The organism is Enterococcus sp. DIV1420a (genome assembly GCF_051712165.1).
Taxonomy (GTDB): domain Bacteria; phylum Bacillota; class Bacilli; order Lactobacillales; family Enterococcaceae; genus Enterococcus; species Enterococcus faecalis.
In genome coordinates, this window is the sequence record NZ_JBIOOI010000001.1 from 1,667,391 (window position 1) to 1,687,234 (window position 19,844).

Genomic DNA, 19,844 nt, shown 5'->3' on the forward strand with positions numbered 1-19,844 from the left:
AGACTTTGGCATGTCCCAGTCCCTGTGTCAGAGGAGCAAAACATAATGAAATTAACCTTCTGGGAAGTAGCGCAAGCGGTTGAAGCCAGTAATGATTGGCAACAATGGCCTGATTTTCCTTTAACAGGCATTGAATTTGATAGTCGTAAAATTGTGAAAGGAAACTTCTTTGTTCCTTTACAAGGTGAAAATGATGGTCATCATTTTATTGAGAGTGCCATGGCTAATGGCTGTCAGGCCGCTTTTTGGGGACAGGATTTAGTCGATGCACCGCAACAATTGCCTGTTTTGCATGTTACTGATCCACTGGTTGCTATGCAAAAATTAGCTACCTATTATTTAAATAAAATGCAACCGAATGTCATCGCTGTGACTGGTAGTAATGGAAAAACCACCACTAAAGATTTGATTGCTGCTGTGTTATCTGAAAAGTTTGTGACTTACAAAACGCAAGGCAATTACAATAATCAAATTGGCTTACCCTATACTATTTTACACATGCCTGATGAAACAGAAAAACTGATTTTAGAAATGGGCATGGATCACGCTCAGGAAATTTCTTTCCTTTCCAATCTGGCTCAGCCAGAAGTTGCCGCCATCACAATGATTGGCGAAGCTCATGTGGAAAATTTAGGCTCACGAGCAGGCATTGCACAAGCAAAAATGGAAATCGTAGATGGTTTAGCCAAAGACGGTAGTTTATTTGTGCCAAGCGATGAACCTTTGCTAGAACCATTGGTGGAAAAAGTCACGCAACAAGTGATTACTTTTGGTTTTAGCCAGGAAAGTCAACTTCAAGGAATCGTCACAAATGAAGCCAAAGAGCAAACCTCATTCAAAATCAGTGATACACAAATGACGTTTACGATTCCAGTGCCAGGAACCTATAATGTCACCAATGCATTAATCGCAATTGGTATTGGTCGGTATTTCCAATTAACGGATAGTGAGATTCAAAAAGGATTGGCTACAGCGGAACTAACAAAGAATCGGACAGAATGGCTGAAAGCAGCGAATGGTGCCGAAATTTTAAGTGATGTGTACAATGCCAATCCGACAGCTATGGGTCTTGTTCTGGACAGTTTTAGCAAAATGTCCAAAGTAGGAAAACGAATTGCTGTTTTAGGAGACATGCTAGAATTAGGTCCTGATTCTGCTAGCATGCATCAAGCAATGGCGCAGCATTTAGCCCCAGATGCGATTGAAGAAGTCTTTTTATATGGTTCTGAAATGGCTTATTTAGCTGATAAATTGCAAGAAACCTATGCACCAGCTAACATTCATTCTTTTAAAAAAGAAGAAAAAAATGAGTTGATTGAAGCTGTCAAAAAAGTTTTACAGCCAGAAGATATGGTGGTTTTAAAGGGAAGTAACGGGATGGGACTTCGTGAAGTCATCGATGCACTTTTGGAAAAGTAAATAAGTTTCATAAAACTTGCTGAAAATAGGATTCTATGATAGAATGACCTATTGCCGGAAGATGACGAGAAAAATTGAATCGTAGTAAATAAAATAGATCTATTTCTATGTTTAATAATAAATGTGAAGCTGAACGACCACGTTTGGCTTTTCTAATGCCATAAGGTGAATTTTTCGGTGAAATCAGGAAAGAAGAAATAGTTGGCACACTATAATGGATTTCTTTTTAACAACTGAAAGTGAAGACACCTGAAACTAGGAAGAAATCGTTCTTTCCGAAACAAAATCTAGGAGGATATCATTTGAAATTTAAAGAACTTGGTTTAGCGCCAGAATTATTATCAGCGGTAGAACGCGCAGGCTTCGAGGAAGCAACCCCTATTCAATCAGAAACAATTCCGTTAGCGTTAGCAGGAAAAGACGTAATCGGACAAGCACAAACAGGAACAGGGAAAACCGCTGCTTTTGGCTTACCAATGCTTAACAAAATTGACGCAGACAACCGCGTTATTCAAGGATTAGTCATTGCACCAACCCGTGAGTTGGCTATCCAAACACAAGAAGAGTTATTCCATTTAGGCCGCGATAAAAAGATTCGCGTCCAAGCCGTTTACGGTGGGGCTGATATCGGTCGCCAAATCCGTGGACTAAAAGATCGTCCACATATCGTTGTAGGTACACCAGGACGTTTACTAGACCATATTAACCGTCGTACCTTGAAATTAGAAACTGTTGAAACATTAGTTTTAGACGAAGCAGATGAAATGTTAAACATGGGCTTCTTGGAAGACATTGAAAAAATCATCTCACAAGTGCCAGAACAACGTCAAACACTTCTATTTTCAGCAACTATGCCGCCAGCAATCAAGAATATTGGCGTGAAATTCATGAAACAACCAGAACATGTGAAGATTAAAGCCAAAGAAATGACGGCTGATTTAATTGATCAATATTATGTACGTTCAAAAGACTTTGAAAAATTTGACATTATGACACGTTTACTAGACGTGCAAACCCCAGAATTGACCATTGTCTTTGGTCGGACAAAACGCCGTGTTGATGAACTTGCCCGCGGGTTAGAAGCGCGTGGTTACAAAGCAGAAGGCATCCATGGCGACCTATCACAACAAAAACGGATGAGCGTTTTACGTTCATTCAAAAATGGTAACTTAGATATCTTAGTGGCAACAGATGTAGCAGCACGTGGGTTAGATATTTCAGGTGTCACCCATGTCTATAACTACGATATTCCACAAGATCCAGAAAGTTATGTTCACCGTATTGGTCGGACAGGTCGTGCTGGTAAAGGCGGTATGTCTGTGACGTTTGTAACACCAAACGAAATGGGTTACTTACATGTCATCGAAAACCTAACGAAAAAACGGATGACACCATTACGTCCACCAACCGAAAAGGAAGCATTTAAAGGACAATTAAGTGCAGCTGTTGAAACCATCGAAAGTGATCTAGAAGAAAATGGTTTAGACAAATATCTAGAATCTGCTGAAGCGTTATTAGAAAAATATTCAGCGACAGACTTAGCTGCGTTATTATTAAAAACAGTAGCGAAAGATCCAGCAGATGCGGTTCCTGTAAAAATTACCCCAGAACGACCATTGCCTTCAAATAAAAAAGGCTTTAACAAAAATGGCCGTGGTGGTGGCGGTGGGAACAACCGTAATCGCAACCGTGGTGGCAATGGTAAAGGTGGCAGCTATCGTGGCAACAAAAACCATAAAGATGGCGACCGTAATTACAAAAATAGCGACCGCAAAAATAAAGATCAACGTGGCGGCAAACGTCATAACGATAAAAAACGTGGTTTCGTCATTCGCGAAAACGCCAAATAATCAAAAGAGCGAGTGTTCCGTCTATGAACGGAACACTCGCTCTTTTTTGGTAGATAATCGTTAAATAGAAAAACTCAAAAAAAGTAAAAAAGGCATCAAAATGATATAGAAAAAGAAAAACGCCAAAATTATCCAAGTTTTCAACGGGGAAGTTACATTGAAGAGTTTCATTTTTTGTTGTAGCAAATGAATGGTTATAATCCAAACCAGTTGCAAGAGAAAAAATAGGTTGGGATTTTTAAAGAAGATTGGAAATATGTAGAGCAACAAAGCAAAAATAAACAGGGCGCAACGAAGTAACTTTTTTTGCCGAGAAGTTAAAGTCATACGTTTTTCTCCTTTTTCTTTTTATTCTCCCATAAGTAGCCAAAATTTTCTATAAAATATCAGAACATCCACTTAGTTTCCTGCTTTTTTTCCGATACTTCTTAGTTGTTTTCTTACTTTTATAAAAATTCAGAAAAATTTTATAAAAATGTAAATAGGAAGAAAACGTATGGTACTTCAATTTGTGTGAGGATCTTGTAAAACATTCTTTATTTTTTTAGCGAATCAGTGGAAAAATTTTGAAATTTTGTTAAAATGAAAGGTAATTCGGAGTAACTATATTAAATAGGAAGTAAGGCGGAAAATGATAAAGGGAATTGGTATTGACGCAGTAGAATTAAGTCGGATAAAACCGATTGTTGAAAAACAAGGATCGTTTATTCAACGGGTTTTAACACCTAACGAATTGACCCTTTTTGAAAAGTTATCTACAAAACGTCAAATAGAATTTTTAGCTGGTCGTTTTGCTTGTAAAGAAGCGTTCTCTAAAGCATGGGGCACAGGGATTGGTAAAGTTGGTTTACAAGATATTGAGGTGCTGACTGAAAAAACAGGTGCACCATACGTAGCAAACTCGCCCCATAATGGTAAAGTGTTTGTCTCGATTACGCACACAGATACTATGGCGATTGCACAAATTGTTTTAGAAAGCGAATAATAGAAGCAACGAAGAAAGAAGGATGTACAATGGTCGTTGGATGGCATCGTCCTACACGGTTACATATCGATACGCAAGCAATTACTGAAAATGTCCAAAAGGAATGTCAACGTTTGCCAGAAGGAACCGCTTTATTTGCGGTTGTAAAAGCGAACGGCTATGGGCATGGCGCCGTAGAATCCGCTAAAGCGGCGAAAAAAGGTGGCGCGACAGGTTTTTGTGTCGCCTTATTGGATGAAGCAATTGAATTGAGAGAAGCAGGTGTTCAGGACCCCATTTTAATTTTGAGTGTGGTAGACTTAGCTTATGTGCCTTTGTTGATTCAATATGATTTGTCTGTAACGGTAGCTACACAAGAATGGTTAGAAGCTGCTCTTCAACAACTAACGCCTGAGAGTAACACGCCATTACGTGTTCACTTAAAAGTCGATACTGGCATGGGACGGATTGGCTTTTTAACCCCGGAAGAGACTAAGCAAGCAGTGCGGTTTGTTCAATCCCACAAAGAATTTTTATGGGAAGGGATTTTTACTCATTTTTCAACAGCTGATGAAATCGATACAAGCTATTTTGAAAAACAAGCAGGGCGTTTTAAGGCTGTTCTAGCAGTTTTAGAAGAGTTACCACGGTATGTCCATGTTAGCAATAGTGCGACAGCGTTATGGCATCCTGATGTGCCAGGAAACATGATTCGCTATGGAGTAGCCATGTATGGATTGAACCCTTCAGGTAATAAGCTGGCCCCAAGCTATGCGTTAAAGCCGGCCTTACGGTTGACCAGTGAACTTATCCATGTAAAACGCTTAGCGGCTGGTGAAGGGATTGGCTATGGCGAAACCTACGTAACTGAATCTGAAGAATGGATTGGGACAGTGCCAATCGGCTATGCAGATGGCTGGTTGCGTCATCTCCAAGGATTTACAGTGCTCGTGAATGGTAAGCGTTGCGAAATCGTCGGACGAGTGTGTATGGATCAATGTATGATTCGTTTAGCAGAAGAAGTTCCTGTCGGCTCAGTCGTTACATTAGTTGGAAAAGATGGCAATGAAGAAAATACGTTACAAATGGTAGCCGAAAAATTAGAAACCATTCATTATGAAGTTGCATGTACTTTCTCACAAAGAATCCCCAGAGAATATAACTAGATAGGAGGTTCCACTATGGTCAAACGCGGAGATATTTATTTTGCAGACCTTTCCCCAGTAGTGGGCTCGGAACAAGGTGGCGTCAGACCTGTCCTTGTTGTCCAAAATAACTTAGGTAATCATTTTAGCCCAACGATTATCGTTGCGGCGATCACAGCCAAAATGGCAAAGCCAAAATTGCCAACACATATCGGGATTAATTCTGATGAAACAGGCATTGAAAAAGATTCAGTGATTCTTTTAGAGCAGATTCGAACAATCGATAAGGGCCGCTTGAAAGAAAAAGTTTGTCATTTGAGACTTGATATTATGGAAGAAGTTGATCGTGCCTTAGGCATCAGTGTTGGACTTAGTAGCGATTCAGCCCCAGCAAAAGCAAATTCAGCTACATAAAGAACGATAGCTACTATGAAATCAACAAAGACTAATTGGATTTTTTAAAAAGCGACTGATCTAGTTCGGTTCGCTAAACATAGTTTGAGTAAAAGCGAGAGAGATGGCCAAGTGGCATCTCTCTTTTTTTTGTTTTATATTTTAAAAATTAAAATATAAATATAAAATATAAAATTTTATCATCTTATTTTAAATAAAGTTGTTGGCAAGGCTCAAACGGAATGTTACAATCAATACTATATAGAGTTTTTAAAGAGCGTAACAGGTGATTTTACAAGTTTTGATTGTCGAGCGATGACATAAAGGAGATTATATTTGTATGATGATTGTTGTACTTTTAATGAATAGTTGCTTATTTTTATTTGTAAGCTATCAATTGTATTTGCGATTACTTGTCGAAAAACTGGATTCAGAGGACCGGACATTAAAGAGGAAAATAAATTTCTATAAGTATCAGAAAAATAGTCGTTTAATGATTTATTTATTGTTTAGTATTTGTCTACTTAGCGTATTATTGTTAGGAATTGTTTATACATATTATCAATTAAATCAACGAAATATCCGCATTGAACAACGGATCGAGCGTTTGGCACAAGGCCAAGCTACTCAAGGTGACAAAATAAAAAAACAAGCGATTAAAAAAACAGCCTTAAATCAGTTTCCCTGGAAGCAAGCTGTTTCGGCAGAATCGGCCGCTGTCTTGACTAATTATGAATTACAATTAGCGCGTGAATGGCGTCCTTACCTCGGAGAGACGAGTATCACAATGATTAGAAGTGAAAAAACACAAACCTTGACACTGTCTGTTTTTTCAGTTGGCTTAAGTTACCATGAATTTCAAACAGGCCAAGACAATATTGTAGCACTTATTGCAGCGTTGAATTCAGTTAAAGAAATTACCATGATTGATTTTAATTTTACTTATCGAGATCAAGAGCAAACCCTTGTCAAATCCATTGATACGTATGCTCGTGAGACGCTTGAAACAAATTTGGAGCCTGTCGTGATTAGTTAAAAGGATGAGAGAAAGGACATATATATGACAAAAAGACGTTTAATCAAAAAAATTAAAGATATTTCGGATGATACGCTTGAAAAAGAAGTCTTTTTTCAGCCAGGATTCGAACCAGAAAAAACAATTAGCGGAATCAAACCAGAACAACAGGAAAAAGAAATGGCGACGTTAAGAGAAAGGCTCGCCTACTATCAGAAAAAAGAAACAGCCTTTAAAAAACTTCAAGAAGAAAATGAGCAATTAAAGAACCAACAAGAAACGGAAAAACAAGCGTTAGAAGAAAAAAATCAGGCATTACTTGAAACACTAAATCAAAAAGAACATGAAATTTTTGAATTGGAAGAGCAACTGGAAACAAACAGTGAAACCACGACAGAGGCTACTACTCTTCAAACAAATCTGCAAAATGCAGAAAAACAATTAACCACTGTACATAATCAAATGGAACGTTTAGAAAGTGAATTAACGCAGCAAGTGGCAGAATTAGAAAAAGAATCGGCTGAACAGCAACAACATATCCAGACATTACACAACCAGTTAGCAGAAGAAAAAGGAAAGTTGGAGAAAAAAGGAGATATTACAGGAATGGAAAAGCAAGTAGAAACGTTAACGACAGAATTAGAAGAAAGCACAACGACTCAACAAGCATTGCAGGAACAAATTGAAAAACTAACTGTACAATTACAAAAAGTAGAAGCCGAAAAACAAGCCTTACTAGAGGCTGTCCAACAAGAAGTGATTGTGAAACAGCGCATGGAGGAGTTAAAGAATGAGCTTCAAAATAGTTTACAGCAAAAAAATGAAGCAGAAGTAAAACTAGGTCGACTACAAGGTGTCAATGACAAACATCTTGCTGAAAAGCAAGTTTACGAAGGAGAATTAGCTGCTCTAAGAAAAGAAGTAGAGGCCAAAGAAGACAATTTAGAACAAGTTCAAAAAGAATTGAAGACACTACAAGCCGTTTCAAAAAATATTGAACCGAGTAGTGAGCAGTTAACAGAACTGCTACGCGCAAAACAGCAAATTAACGATTTATTAATGAAAAATCAGCAATTACAAGAAGAGGCTTTAAAATCGCAACAAGAAATTGGCGAAGTGATGGTTTCTGCCAAAAAAGAAGCCAATCGGATTGTTAATGAAGCGAAAGTAGAAGCAAAACACCTAATCAATTCCGCAGAATTAGAAATGTTAAATATTGGTAACCGAGCGAAAAGTATTTCGAATGAAGTCGAAGCATCAAAAGTAGAAGTACTTGAGATTTATCGCGAATTAGAGGAACGCTTAACTAAACTGACACGTCTTGAACAAGATAACTATTAATAAAATGGTCAGTAAAAAGTTAACGGGAGCAAGGAAACTACATTGTCTTGGGGTCCTTTTTTTAGCTGTTACACTAAGTGGCTCTGCAGAACGATTACAGGCTGCTGCTGTCTCAAAGGAAGAGCAGTCGCTAAGGCAACCGCTTATCAGGAAAAACATCGTAACAGAGAAGAGCGAATATCTTGTAGAAGCAAATCAAAGTATTTGGGAGCTGGCACAAGATGCGCAGAAACCATTGAATCAGTTTATGAAGGAAAACCAGTTACGTAGTAGTTATATAAAAAAAGGAACGCAATTAGTTAAATAGAAAAAAGGAGCAAGAAAGGAAAAGTTTATTTAAGAAGCTTTTCCTTTTAAGAAAACGATGGAAGAATGGATAAAGCCCGTTATGCGAACAATTCGCCACATTAAGCGCGCCTTCTTGAAGCAAAAGTTGCCTGCGACATATCAGCTAAAAAAGCAAAAGGCTAACACAGCAATGGAATATTTGCTTGAGCAAACAGATAACCATCAATCAATAAGAGGACCGAAAAGAAAAATGACCGCTGAAGAGATTAAAAAAAAGCGGCAAGCCTACCAAAAGAAACAACGCGTCCAAGTCGTTAAATTTTTTATGCCAGCTATTCTTTTCGCCATTTTTGTGTTCTTTTTTGTGTTAAAGACATCTAGCTACCCAATTGCTGGGCAATCCATGAAGCCGACACTTAACGCAGGGGAACGAGTCTTAGTACAACGGACGAAGCAAGTAGCAAGGTACGATGTGATTGCATTTAAAGCACCGCTAGCTAGCAAAGGTACGTACGTCAAGCGAATCATCGGGGTTCCTGGTGATCGAATTTGGGTAAACGAGGGAAAACTTTATCTTTCAGAAGAACCTATAGCAAGCGATAATGAGGCACTGCCTGAGAATGCCAGTCGTTTTGACTTATCAGAAAAAGCGGCAGCCCAACTTCGCCTGTTTCAGAAGATTCCAGCTGGTCATTACTTTGTCTTAGGGGACAATCGTACGCATTCAAGTGATAGTCGTACGTTCGGCTTTGTCGAGATACAAGCGATTGAAGGAATCGTGGTGTTTAAAATGGCGCCGTTTAAGGAAATAGGGAAAGTAAAATAAAAAGCTTAAGTCAGTCATCTTGTAGTGAGACCCGAAAGTTAGACCGAATACCGACTGGAGAAATCTGGTCGGTATTTTTATGCGACGAACCGTTTACGGAATTGAACGGGACTGCACCCTAGTTTTGTCTTTATTCGTTGATGATTATAATAATCAATCCATTCCTCAATTGCTTGTTCTAGTTCTTCGAAACTAGAATAAATAATGCCATGGTAGGTTTCTTGTTTTAGTAAACCAAAGAAATTCTCCATAGGAGAATTATCAAAACAATTGCCTTTTCGAGACATACTTTGAAAGATCTGGTGACTGGTTAATTGCTTTTTGTACTGCTTCATTTGGTACCCCCAACCTTGGTCAGAATGAAAAGTGCGCCGATATGGACAATCTTGCGTTTTATCAATGGCTTCTTTTTGTGCCTCAAGAATTGCTTTGGCATTCGGCTGTTTAGAAATACGGTAAGACAAGATTTCACCATTAAATAAATCAAGAAAAGGATCTAAATAGAGTTTTTTTATTTGAATCTTTCCACTTTGATCACGTTCATAATACTTAAATTCAGAGGTATCTGTTGTTAGCTTTTGATGGGGTACTGAAGTGTAGAAACGACGATGTAGACGGTTTTTTTCGCCATAGCCAACGGTTCCTTTGTAGGAATTATATTTTCTTGATTTACGAATAAATTTTGTCCCTTTTAGGCCAAGTTTACGCATAAGACGACGAATTTTTTTCTGGTTTACGTTCAATCCTTGTTCTTTTAAAGCTAATTGAATACGGCGATAGCCATAGTTTCCTTTGTTTTCGTCAAAAATTTTCTTAATCAGGGCTTCTAATTTTTGATTGGGATTTTTTCGCTCAAATCGCTTTTGCCAATACATATACGTCGCTTTAGGAAATTTGGTTGCTTCCAGTAAGATTGTTAATCGGAATTTTTTTCGGAGTTCGTGGATGATTCGGGCATCTCGTTCTTGAGTCGTTCCGGGATATTCATTCCTAAAGCGCGGAGCTTTTTTATGAAGGCTAGTTCCGCTCGCAATAGTTCATTTTCATGTTCTAATTCTTGTTCACGTGTTCGTGTTTTTTTCACCTGAACGGGTTTCTTTTTCTTTGACATAGAAGGTCTTCCTTTCTGTTTTGGTGAAAGCCCTTCTATGCCTGTTTCTAGAAATTTCTGGTGCCAAGCCAAGACTAAGGTATCGTTTGGCAGACCATATTTCAATGCGACAGTCAGATAAGAGTCACCACTCGTTAAATAATAGTGTATGACATCCCGCTTGAATTTGGAAGAGTAATGTTGGTAATTTACTCTTCGATGAAGTGCGTTAAATCCAAATTTCTCGACTGTTTTAACCCATTTACGAACAGTCGAAAGTGAAGCAATATCAAATTGATTCGCTAGTATTCGATAACCTCCTGCGCCATTTTGGTAAGCTTCTACTACTTTTTTCTTGAATGCATAATCGTATTTTGCCAATTTAAATACGCCTCCAAAGTTAGATTTTTTGGTCTAACTTTGGGGGCGCACTACATCTGAGAGTAGGGCACTTAAGCTTTTTTATTAGAGATTATTTGCCCAATAACAATTGAATGATTTTTTCAATTGATTGTAGGTCGTAACGATTACTAATATCCGAAAAAATATAGTAATGGTCATACTGGGCAACGAGCTGTTCATTATTGGTATTCATTAAAAGCAAATCATAATGGTTTTCTGCGTTGTAAGGCTCAATTTTCAGCGGATATTTTCCAGCGATACTCTGTTGTATTTTTTGTGCTACCAACTCGCTATAAGCACTGCTCAGTGAGTGATAAACACCAATCGTTATTTTTTTTTCATTTAATTCAGCAATGTGATTCAAAATAAGTGTATAATTAATTTCAGTAAATTGATTTTGGTACTTAGAAGCAGTGGCTTTTGTGGCAAAGTTCGTTGTAGCGATCTCCACTAATTCGTAAACTTCACTTTCGCTAAAAGGATGACGTACGACTTTCAAAAGTGACTGAATTGTCCAATAATCAAAGGGTAAAATAAATCCTGAAAAATAATAGAGTTGCGCATGTAATTGGAAAAGTAAATTTTCAATATAAAGTAGCCGAATAGGCAGCACGTAATGGGATAAATAACCACGTGCTTTAAGGTACGTTAAAATGACCCGGTTCATTTCGTTAAGATACGTTTTTTCAATTCGTTGTTGTTTTGCTAAACGAAAGGCGAAAGCAGCATTCGCAGAATAATTATGCATGGAACAAAAAAAGTCATAAAACATATAGGCTTCGTTGATTGTATATGGACGGTCGATTCTTTTCATATATGTATGTATAGATAAATTAATTTCTTCAAATAAAGGTCGATCGAGTTGGACATCATGTGGACTAATCGTTGGCAGGGGTTCTAAAACCATGCGACGAAAAGAAATTTTCATCCAAAGTTTAATTTGGAGAATTTCTGTATGGTCAAAGGTAATTCTGGGGATTTCTTGTAGTATCTCGATTAATCCTAGGTATTGATTGGCCAGTTCTTTTTCTAAATCTGTTTTTTCTTCAAAGATAAACCAGAAAAAATTAAAAAAGAAAAAGCGAATTTGTTTTTCTTCGCCGACAAGTTTTCCTCGTTTGATACGTAAATTAAACTCATTGAGTAAGTCATTTAATTCAACAATTTTTCGATAATAGGTAGCAGAGCTAATGGCATAATTCTGTTGGAAATACCCGCCATTTATTTCATTTTTATGGAAGAGTTGCTGGACCATGTGAAACTTAATAGATTTATCTAAGAACAACATGATCATTGCTTTCATGGAAAAGGTAGGCGCTTTATTTAGATATAGAGTGTCACCTAATACTGTTAAGGTGAGGTTTTCTTGAAGTTGCTCTTCTTTCAAAAATTGCTCTAAAAAAGAAAGATACTCATTCAATGTTGGTAAACTAATATTGAAAAAATCTACTAATTCATTTCGTGTCGCTTGACCTTTATTATTATATAGGAACAATAAAATATCATTCATATAATCATAAGGCTTTTCTAAAAAATCTCGTTTTAGCATCGTTACTCACCTCTCTTTTAAGAATACTGTATCTATGATAAAATGGCAATAAACAACTGATAAAAAGATTGTTTTTTGAGGTGTTTTTTATTATCGTTGAGAAAAAGAAATAAAAAGAAAAAACAAAGTATTTAAATGATAACAAAATAATTAAAATGAAGGAGCGATAGAACATGAACAGCGTGGTGAACTTTAGAGATATTGGAGGATTTCCAACGCAACAAGGCACAGTTGTCAAGACAGGGCATTTTTTTCGGAGTGGTGAACTCGTCAATGTTGCACAAGCGGATCAACAGAAACTGGTAGAGGACTATCAAATTAAACGAATCTATGATTTTAGAAGTGCAGCGGAAACGCAAGAACGACCAGATGATTCAATTCAAGGAACCAACTATCTACATATAGATATTTTGGCCGATATTCAGGCGCAGACTGCTTCATTAGAAGGAATGCTTAAAACGGTTGGTTCACCCGATGAAGCAATGGACATGGCTTATAAAGAAATGGTTCTTTCCAATTCGGGGCGCAAAGGTTACCAAACATTTTTTGAAAACTTTTTAAGTTATCCACAGGAAGCTATTTTATTTCATTGTTTCGCAGGAAAAGATCGAACAGGAATCGGCGCAGCCTTGATATTAAGTTCTTTAGGTGTGGAACATTCTTATATTTTAGAAGATTATTTAAAGACGAACGAGCAAAGAAAAACCGCTAACGAGCAAATTATTGCGCAATATCAAGCAAATGGAACGCCTCCAGCAGAAATTCAACAATTAGAAACGCTGCTTTATGTGAAAAAAGAGTACTTAGCGACCGCTTTACAGGCGATTGAAAAAGAATTTGGTTCGGTAGAGGGCTATTTAAAAGAGGGACTCGGCTTACCTTTATCCGCCAAAAAAGACATGCTAAAGCTCTACACAAAATCATAGATCCTAAAAAAAGGACTATCCTTTCTAAAAAAGAAGTTTTATAATAGAAAAGAATCTGTTTGTAAGGAGGGATAGGGAATGAAAGAAGGACAAGAACAATTCTTAACGTTCATACTAGATCGAACAAAAGAAGATAAAAAAGAAAAAATGCAAGCGCTACTTGCAGAAATGTTTGAACGCCAACAAACAGGCAAATTAGATAAAATGTACTTGATGACAAAAGCACCAAAACTTTTGGCTTATTTAAAACCAGAAGCCATTGATGAAGTTAAACAAGTCGTTTCGGAATTTTCTAAAAATATGAAATAAACAATCTTAGCTTGAACTTACGACATTTTAAAAATGTGTCGTAACATTCAAGCTTTTGTTTGTTATTCTCTTGTATTTTATGCTAAAGTTATTCAGGCACAAAAAAAAGCAGGTGATTTTATGAAACATATAAAAAATACATGGGAACTATTTATTTTAGATTGGAAAAGAATTTTTAAAAACCCAGTAGCAACATTTTTGATTGTTGCCTTAATGATTATTCCATCATTATATGCATGGTTTAACATTAAAGCACTATGGGATCCGTATTCAAATACAGGAGAGTTACCAATAGCGGTCTATAGTGATGACCAAACAGCAACTTTTCAAGATAAATCGGTCAATATTGGTGATGAAGTCTTGAAAAACTTGAAGAAAAACAAGCAATTAGGTTGGCGTTTTGTTGATTCGAAAAAGGAATTAGACAAAGGGGTCCAATCAGGAAAATATTTTGCCGGGATTTATTTACCTAAAGATTTTTCCAAAGATTTGCTAAGTTTTACTTCTGGTGATATCAATAAACCTAAAATTGAATACTCAATTAACGAAAAAATTAATGCAATTGCGCCGAAAATTACGTCAAAAGGCGCTTCTTCCATTCAGTCACAAATTTCGGAAGAATTCATCAAAACGGCAAGTAGTACGTTAATCAAAACATTCAATGATATTGGCTATGATATTGATAAAAACATGGTCAGCATTCAAAAAGTTAAGAGCATGATTTTAGATACAGATGCCAACATTGGAACCATTGATACGTATGCAAAACAAGTCACAGACTTACATGGTAAGATGCCAGAGCTAAAAGAAAAATTAGCGAAAGCCAACGATGCGATGAAATATTTACCTGAAGTTGATGCTTTAGGAGAGAAGATTGTTGAGCTAAATGGCAAAATGCCAAGCATCAAAGAACAAGCTAGTGTTATTTTGACGTTACAAGAAAAAATTCCAGAAATTCAAAACGCTGGCCGACAAATTGCTATGATTGATGAAGACTTTGCTTCTGTGGAACAAACAATGAGCGAAGGAATCCAAGAAGCAAAACAAGGATTAGAAATCATTCAACAAGTCCAAACGGCGTTACCAGATATTCGTAAACTAGGTGATCAAGCCAATGATTTAGGGAATGTCACATTAGATGGCGCCAATAAATTGCAAGAGGCTTTACCTGACATTACGCGGAGTGTAGGGACGATTGTCAAGGCAATTGAAACAATTAGTTCTGGTATAAATATCGGATTAGAGCAACTGAAGGATAAACGTTTGCCAGTGGAAGAAAGAGAGCAAATTAAACAACAAATATCTGAAAATTTAGCGAGACAGCATGAGAATATTCTGCAATTAATTCAATTGTTTACGCAACTACAAGAAGCAACTGGAAGTACTGCATTGCAAGATTCAATTGATAAATTGAATGAGGTAAATCAATTTATTTCAGACTTGAAAACGGTAGTTGATGGTATTGACGTCAACTCAGTAACAAATGATGACTTAACAATAATTCAAGATCAAGCGAAACAAGTACAGGATACTGCAGCAAAGATTTATCCAGATGAAATTAGTAATACCGTTTCAACCATCTTAAACAAACTAACTAGTACCATCCAAAATGCTCAAGGCCAACTAAACAAAGCGCAACAAATTGACTTTGAAGGATTATTGAGCTCAACAAGTCAAACGGTCACTAATGCGATTTCTTTATTAGAAAAATATCAAGCCGAAATGCCGGCAATTAAACAAGAAATTCATGATGCGAATACGATGTTGAATGGCAATATGGAAACCATTGTCAATGGCATTAATCGTGGTGCTGATTTGTATAAAAACGATTTACCAGTCATTCAAGACAAAGTCAGCAAAGCGGCAGCCTTTATGCAAAATGACTATCCAGGTATCCGAAAAGATTTAACGAATACCTTGAAAACAGTCAATGAGAAAATGCCAGATGTTGAAGCGGCCTTAGACAAAGCCAACGAGCTGATTATTAATGATTGGCCAAATATCAAAACAGGATTACACAAAGCAGCGAATGCAATCCGTAAAGGTGAAAAAGAAGTTGACTTAGGCGAAATTCTTAAATTACTAAAATTAGATGCCAATAAAGAAAGTGACTTCTTTACACAACCAGTTGAAGTCAAAGAACATGCTGTTTATCCGATTGCTAATAATGGTTCGGCAAGTACGCCATTCTATACAGCTTTGTGTTTATGGGTTGGTGCTGTATTATTCTCAAGTGTTGCGACAACGGATGTTTATCTTGAAGGAAAAGATAAAAAACGCTTTTCTAAACGGGAACAATTTTCAGCACGGATGTTTACCTTCATTGTCATGGGGATTGGTCAAGCACTGATTGTAACCTTAGGTAATTACTTTGCGTTAGGCGTAGATGTTCGTAATCCAGCGTATAGCGTCTGGTTTGCGGTATTGATTGCCATTACGTTTATGATAATGGTTTATGTGCTCGTTGCTCTCTTTGGCAATGTAGGGAAAGGAATTGCGATAATAATCTTGGTACTATCCATCTCTGGTGGGGGTGGGAACTACCCAATTCAAGTCTCAGGTAAATTCTTCCAAATGATTAATCCGTTCTTGCCGTTTACGCATGCCGTAAACTTGCTAAGGGAATCAGCAGGAGGCATTTACTGGCCAAATGCTTGGTTTGCAATTTGGATTATGGTGGGGATTTCAGTCGTATTTAGTATTGGCGGTGCAATTCTTTATCCACATCTGGAACACAGATCGAAAAAATTTGCGGCTTTAGCACAAAAGAGCCATTTATTCCATTAAAAAACAAAAAGCTGAAAACGTCTCTAGCGTTTTCGGCTTTTTGTTTTTCTTTATTTTCAAGGCAACCCTAACAAAGAAGTTTTGGGGGCTCTTGCTTTTGACTTTTTGGCAATGCTAAATAATAAAATCTCCCTCAGAAAGTGAGGTTTTTTGTGTACAAATGTATAAAAAGGTTTTATAGTATTTTTTTAAGAAATAAAAAGTGGGTAGGGGTTGTAAAATGATTCAAGCATTGCTTCAACGATATGAGAAAAAAATTGAACGTCGTAAATTGGAAAAACGAACAGCATTCGGTGCTTTTGCCGGGCGGATTGGGCTTGTTTCTAATTTATTTTTATTCGTTAGTAAATTTATGATTGGCTTGCTTTCAGGTAGTGTTTCAATCATGGCAGATGCCATTAATAGCTTGTCCGATACTATTTCTTCAGTTTTAACATTAGTCGGTTTTTATATTGCTGGTAAGCCAGCGGATAAAGAACATCCCTATGGCCATGAACGTTTTGAATATATTAGTGGAATGCTTGTATCATTAGTGATTACGTTTATTGGGTTTGAGTTTCTAACGACCTCCGTGGATCGCATCCTGCATCCAGAATCAATCAAGGTGACACCCATTTTATTTGCTGTTTTAGCTTTATCAATTGGGATTAAAATTTGGCAAGGGCTGTTTTACAAAAAAGTATCAGCAAAAATTGATTCTCAAGCATTAGTTGCTTCTGCTAAGGATAGCTTTAATGATGTTTATACTACATTAGCTGTTTTGATTTCTGCATTTATTGAAGGCGTCACTGGTTTGCGAATTGATGGATATATTGGTTTTTTAATTGCTGCATATATTATTTATAGTGGGCTGCAGTTAATTCGCGAATTTATTAATGAGTTGATGGGCATGCGTCCGAGCCAAACAGAAATTGATGAAATGAAGAATGTCTTATCAAAAATGGAAACAATTGTAGGGTATCACGATTTACTGATTCATAATTATGGTCCCAGCCAAACGTTTGCGTCTGTTCACATTGAAATTGATGATCGCTGGGATTTAAATAAAGCCCATCAGACAATCGATGCGATTGAAGCGAAGTTTAAAGAAGAGTTGGATGTTAATCTTGTTTGTCATATTGATCCAGTGAATTTGTATGACCCAACACAACAATTTGTTCATCAAACAATCAAAAAGATTATTCGTTCTTTTGATGCGTCTTTAAAAGTCCATGATATCCGCTTAGTTACCCATGGCGAAGAACCGAAGATTTTGTTCGACTTGGTTTTACCTACAGAATCAAAATTATCTGAATTTGAACTGGGTGTGGAAATTCAACGGCAAGTTTATGAAAAAATTGGTCGTTATAAAGTGGAAATTACCTTCGATCATACGTACTTGTTACAATAAAAGGGAATAATTAACTAAGTTTTTAAGCGAGAGCCAAAAGGTCAAATAGACTTTTAGCTCTCGCTTTTTTGTTTAGAGAATGCAAATCCTTTTGTTATCTGGATTCTCTTGATAAGATAAAGGAAGCGGGGGACTTTAAATGAGTGTCTGATTAAAAAAAGATGGTGATTTTTTTATCTTTTTCAGTAACAAAAATCAATTGACTTTTCATTGTGAGAAGCGTAGCATATGGATTTGTTTGATAAAAAATAATGAAAAAAGTGAGCGGGTCACTCTAGAGAAAAGGAGTAGAAAAAAATGGCGGATTTAAAACGACTGTTCATTGGGAAACCATTGAAATCAGCCGAAAATGATGAACATAAATTAAGCAGATTTGCAGCGCTTGCGTTGTTATCTTCTGATGCACTTTCATCCATTGCGTATGGTACAGAACAAATAGTGGTGGTTCTGGTTACTTTGTCGGCGGCTGCGATTTGGTATTCATTACCAATTGCTGCATTTGTTATTATTTTACTTATTTCTTTAACATTGTCGTACCGACAAATTATTCATGCGTATCCGCATGGCGGCGGCGCATACGTTGTTAGTAGTGAAAACCTCGGCAGAAATGCCGGTTTATTGGCTGGTGGTTCGTTGTTAGTCGATTATATGCTAACAGTAGCCGTTTCAGTTTCAGCGGGCGCAGAGGCGATTATATCGGCGATTCCGGCGTTATATGGTCATCAAGTAGCAATTTCTATTGGGATTGTGATATTGATTACCTTAATGAACTTGAGAGGCCTGCGAGAATCTGCTTCGTTCTTAATGTTGCCAGTGTATAGTTTTATCGCAATTATTACATTACTGATTGTTGTTGGGCTATTTAAAATTGTGACTGGCGCACAGCCATTGAATGCGACAGCTTTACCAGGAGCCGTGGTTCCAGGAATTTCTATTGCCTTAGTTTTACGGGCGTTTTCATCTGGTTCTTCTTCCTTAACAGGGGTTGAAGCAATCAGTAATGCAGTGCCATTCTTTAAGAAACCACGAGCAAAAAATGCTGCTGGGACGTTAGCGTTAATGGCAACGATTTTAGGGTTCTTCTTCGTGGGGATTACATTTATTAACTATTGGTATGGGATTGTGCCCAAAGAAGAAGTGACAGTTCTTTCACAAATTGGGAAAGCGGTCTTTGGTCAAAATATTTTATATTATTTATTACAGTTTGCTACAGCCTTAATTTTAGCGGTTGCTGCTAACACAGGCTTCTCAGCCTTTCCAGTTTTGGCTTATAACTTAGCCAAAGATAAGTTTATGCCGCATATGTATATGGATCGTGGCGACCGTTTGGGCTATTCAAATGGTATTTTAACTTTAGCTGCTGGTTCCATTGTTTTATTATTGATTTTCCAAGGTTCCACAGAACGTTTAATCCCATTGTATTCAATTGGTGTGTTTATTCCGTTTGCTTTGTCTCAATCGGGGATGGTTGTAAAATGGCGAAAAGAAACTAAAAATTGGTTGCCAAAATCAATTGCTAATATTGTCGGCGCCTTTATCTCTTTCGCGATTATCGCCATTTTGTTTATTTATCGATTAGGGGATATCTGGCCGTTCTTTATTATTATGCCGGTGTTGATTTATGCATTTTATCGGGTCAATACTCACTATAAAAATGTGGCGGAACAGCTACGTTTAGAAGATGGGGCACAGTTGCATGAGTTTGACGGGAATACAGTTATTGTTTTAGTAGGGAACGTAACCAAGGCAAATGTCGGCGCCTTGAACTATGCGCGTTCCATTGGTGATTATGTTGTTGCCATGCATGTCTCAATGGATGAAAACGTTGAGAAGGAAAAAGAAATTCAGGAAGAGTTTAAAAAACACTTCCCGGACGTTCGTCTATCAATTGTCCATTCTTCGTATCGTTCACTGCAAAACCCTATCTTACGTTATGTTGATTTGGTTAGTAAAAATGCCACGAAGCATAACTACAGTACAACAGTTTTAGTACCACAATTTGTACCAAATAAACGTTGGCAAAATATTTTGCATAACCAAACAAGTTTACGCTTGCGGATTCGTTTAGCGTGGCGGGAAAATATTATTGTGGCTACCTATAGTTATCACTTGAAAAAATAAAAAAAAGTCTGCCATCTTTTGATGGCAGA

At 37.1% G+C, this 19,844-nt stretch carries 16 protein-coding genes; 14 read left to right on the forward strand and 2 right to left on the reverse strand.

The features are described 5' to 3' along the window. The first annotated feature begins 45 nt into the window (after positions 1-45). From IGI80_RS08380 to lepB, 9 genes are all read left to right on the forward strand, one after another. Positions 46-1,419 (forward strand): UDP-N-acetylmuramoyl-tripeptide--D-alanyl-D-alanine ligase, encoded by a 1,374-nt coding sequence (locus IGI80_RS08380; protein ID WP_438723221.1) that lies wholly within the window; start codon positions 46-48, stop codon positions 1,417-1,419. A 302-nt stretch (positions 1,420-1,721) separates the two neighbouring features. Further along, positions 1,722-3,269 carry a degradosome RNA helicase CshA gene (cshA, locus tag IGI80_RS08385; protein WP_438723222.1) on the forward strand — a complete coding sequence of 516 codons (1,548 nt, stop codon included), beginning with the start codon at positions 1,722-1,724 and terminating at the stop codon, positions 3,267-3,269. A 631-nt stretch (positions 3,270-3,900) separates the two neighbouring features. After that, positions 3,901-4,254: a holo-ACP synthase gene (acpS, locus tag IGI80_RS08390; RefSeq protein WP_002355727.1), complete on the forward strand. Its 354-nt coding sequence runs from the start codon at positions 3,901-3,903 to the stop codon at positions 4,252-4,254. Positions 4,255-4,283: 29 nt separating this feature from the next. Further along, positions 4,284-5,399, forward strand: a complete 1,116-nt coding sequence (gene alr, locus IGI80_RS08395) for an alanine racemase (RefSeq protein ID WP_010822593.1) — start codon at positions 4,284-4,286, stop codon at positions 5,397-5,399. A 15-nt stretch (positions 5,400-5,414) separates the two neighbouring features. Beyond that, complete coding sequence (locus tag IGI80_RS08400; RefSeq protein WP_002355729.1) at positions 5,415-5,792, forward strand: type II toxin-antitoxin system PemK/MazF family toxin; 378 nt, start codon at positions 5,415-5,417, stop codon at positions 5,790-5,792. Between the two features lie 319 nt (positions 5,793-6,111). Continuing rightward, on the forward strand, positions 6,112-6,807 hold the full coding sequence (locus tag IGI80_RS08405; protein ID WP_438723223.1) for a hypothetical protein: 696 nt from the start codon (positions 6,112-6,114) through the stop codon (positions 6,805-6,807). Positions 6,808-6,831: 24 nt separating this feature from the next. Then, complete coding sequence (locus IGI80_RS08410) at positions 6,832-8,127, forward strand: hypothetical protein (protein ID WP_438723224.1); 1,296 nt, start codon at positions 6,832-6,834, stop codon at positions 8,125-8,127. Further along, a complete protein-coding gene (locus tag IGI80_RS08415; RefSeq protein ID WP_016618064.1) occupies positions 8,108-8,434 on the forward strand; it encodes a hypothetical protein in 327 nt (108 codons plus the stop codon). Before IGI80_RS08410 ends, IGI80_RS08415 begins: the two co-directional genes overlap by 20 nt. Before the next feature lie 57 nt (positions 8,435-8,491). After that, the gene (gene lepB / locus IGI80_RS08420) at positions 8,492-9,241 is read left to right on the forward strand and encodes a signal peptidase I (protein WP_002397969.1); all 750 of its coding nucleotides are present in this window, start codon (positions 8,492-8,494) and stop codon (positions 9,239-9,241) included. Between the two features lie 77 nt (positions 9,242-9,318). Here lepB and IGI80_RS08425 read toward each other — a convergent pair. Both IGI80_RS08425 and IGI80_RS08430 read right to left on the reverse strand, forming a co-directional pair. Then, positions 9,319-10,712 (reverse strand): IS3 family transposase gene (locus tag IGI80_RS08425; RefSeq protein ID WP_251846742.1). Its coding sequence is split into 2 segments (ribosomal slippage): positions 9,319-10,172 and positions 10,172-10,712, totalling 1,395 coding nucleotides; the frame shifts between segments, so codons are not numbered across the junction. A gap of 91 nt (positions 10,713-10,803) precedes the next feature. Then, positions 10,804-12,282, reverse strand: a complete 1,479-nt coding sequence (locus IGI80_RS08430) for a helix-turn-helix domain-containing protein (RefSeq protein WP_002364739.1) — start codon at positions 12,280-12,282, stop codon at positions 10,804-10,806. Between the two features lie 173 nt (positions 12,283-12,455). Here IGI80_RS08430 and IGI80_RS08435 point away from each other — a divergent pair, with 173 nt between their 5' ends. From IGI80_RS08435 to IGI80_RS08455, 5 genes are all read left to right on the forward strand, one after another. Continuing rightward, a complete protein-coding gene (locus IGI80_RS08435; protein WP_438723225.1) occupies positions 12,456-13,208 on the forward strand; it encodes a tyrosine-protein phosphatase in 753 nt (250 codons plus the stop codon). Positions 13,209-13,286: 78 nt separating this feature from the next. Further along, on the forward strand, positions 13,287-13,517 hold the full coding sequence (locus IGI80_RS08440; protein WP_002355737.1) for a hypothetical protein: 231 nt from the start codon (positions 13,287-13,289) through the stop codon (positions 13,515-13,517). 120 nt (positions 13,518-13,637) lie between these two features. Beyond that, the gene (locus tag IGI80_RS08445) at positions 13,638-16,304 is read left to right on the forward strand and encodes a YhgE/Pip family protein (protein ID WP_438723227.1); all 2,667 of its coding nucleotides are present in this window, start codon (positions 13,638-13,640) and stop codon (positions 16,302-16,304) included. A gap of 220 nt (positions 16,305-16,524) precedes the next feature. Further along, positions 16,525-17,694: a cation diffusion facilitator family transporter gene (locus IGI80_RS08450; RefSeq protein WP_002386999.1), complete on the forward strand. Its 1,170-nt coding sequence runs from the start codon at positions 16,525-16,527 to the stop codon at positions 17,692-17,694. 297 nt (positions 17,695-17,991) lie between these two features. Further along, positions 17,992-19,815, forward strand: coding sequence for an APC family permease (locus IGI80_RS08455; protein ID WP_002379167.1), 1,824 nt, complete (start codon positions 17,992-17,994; stop codon positions 19,813-19,815). Positions 19,816-19,844 lie beyond the last annotated feature (29 nt).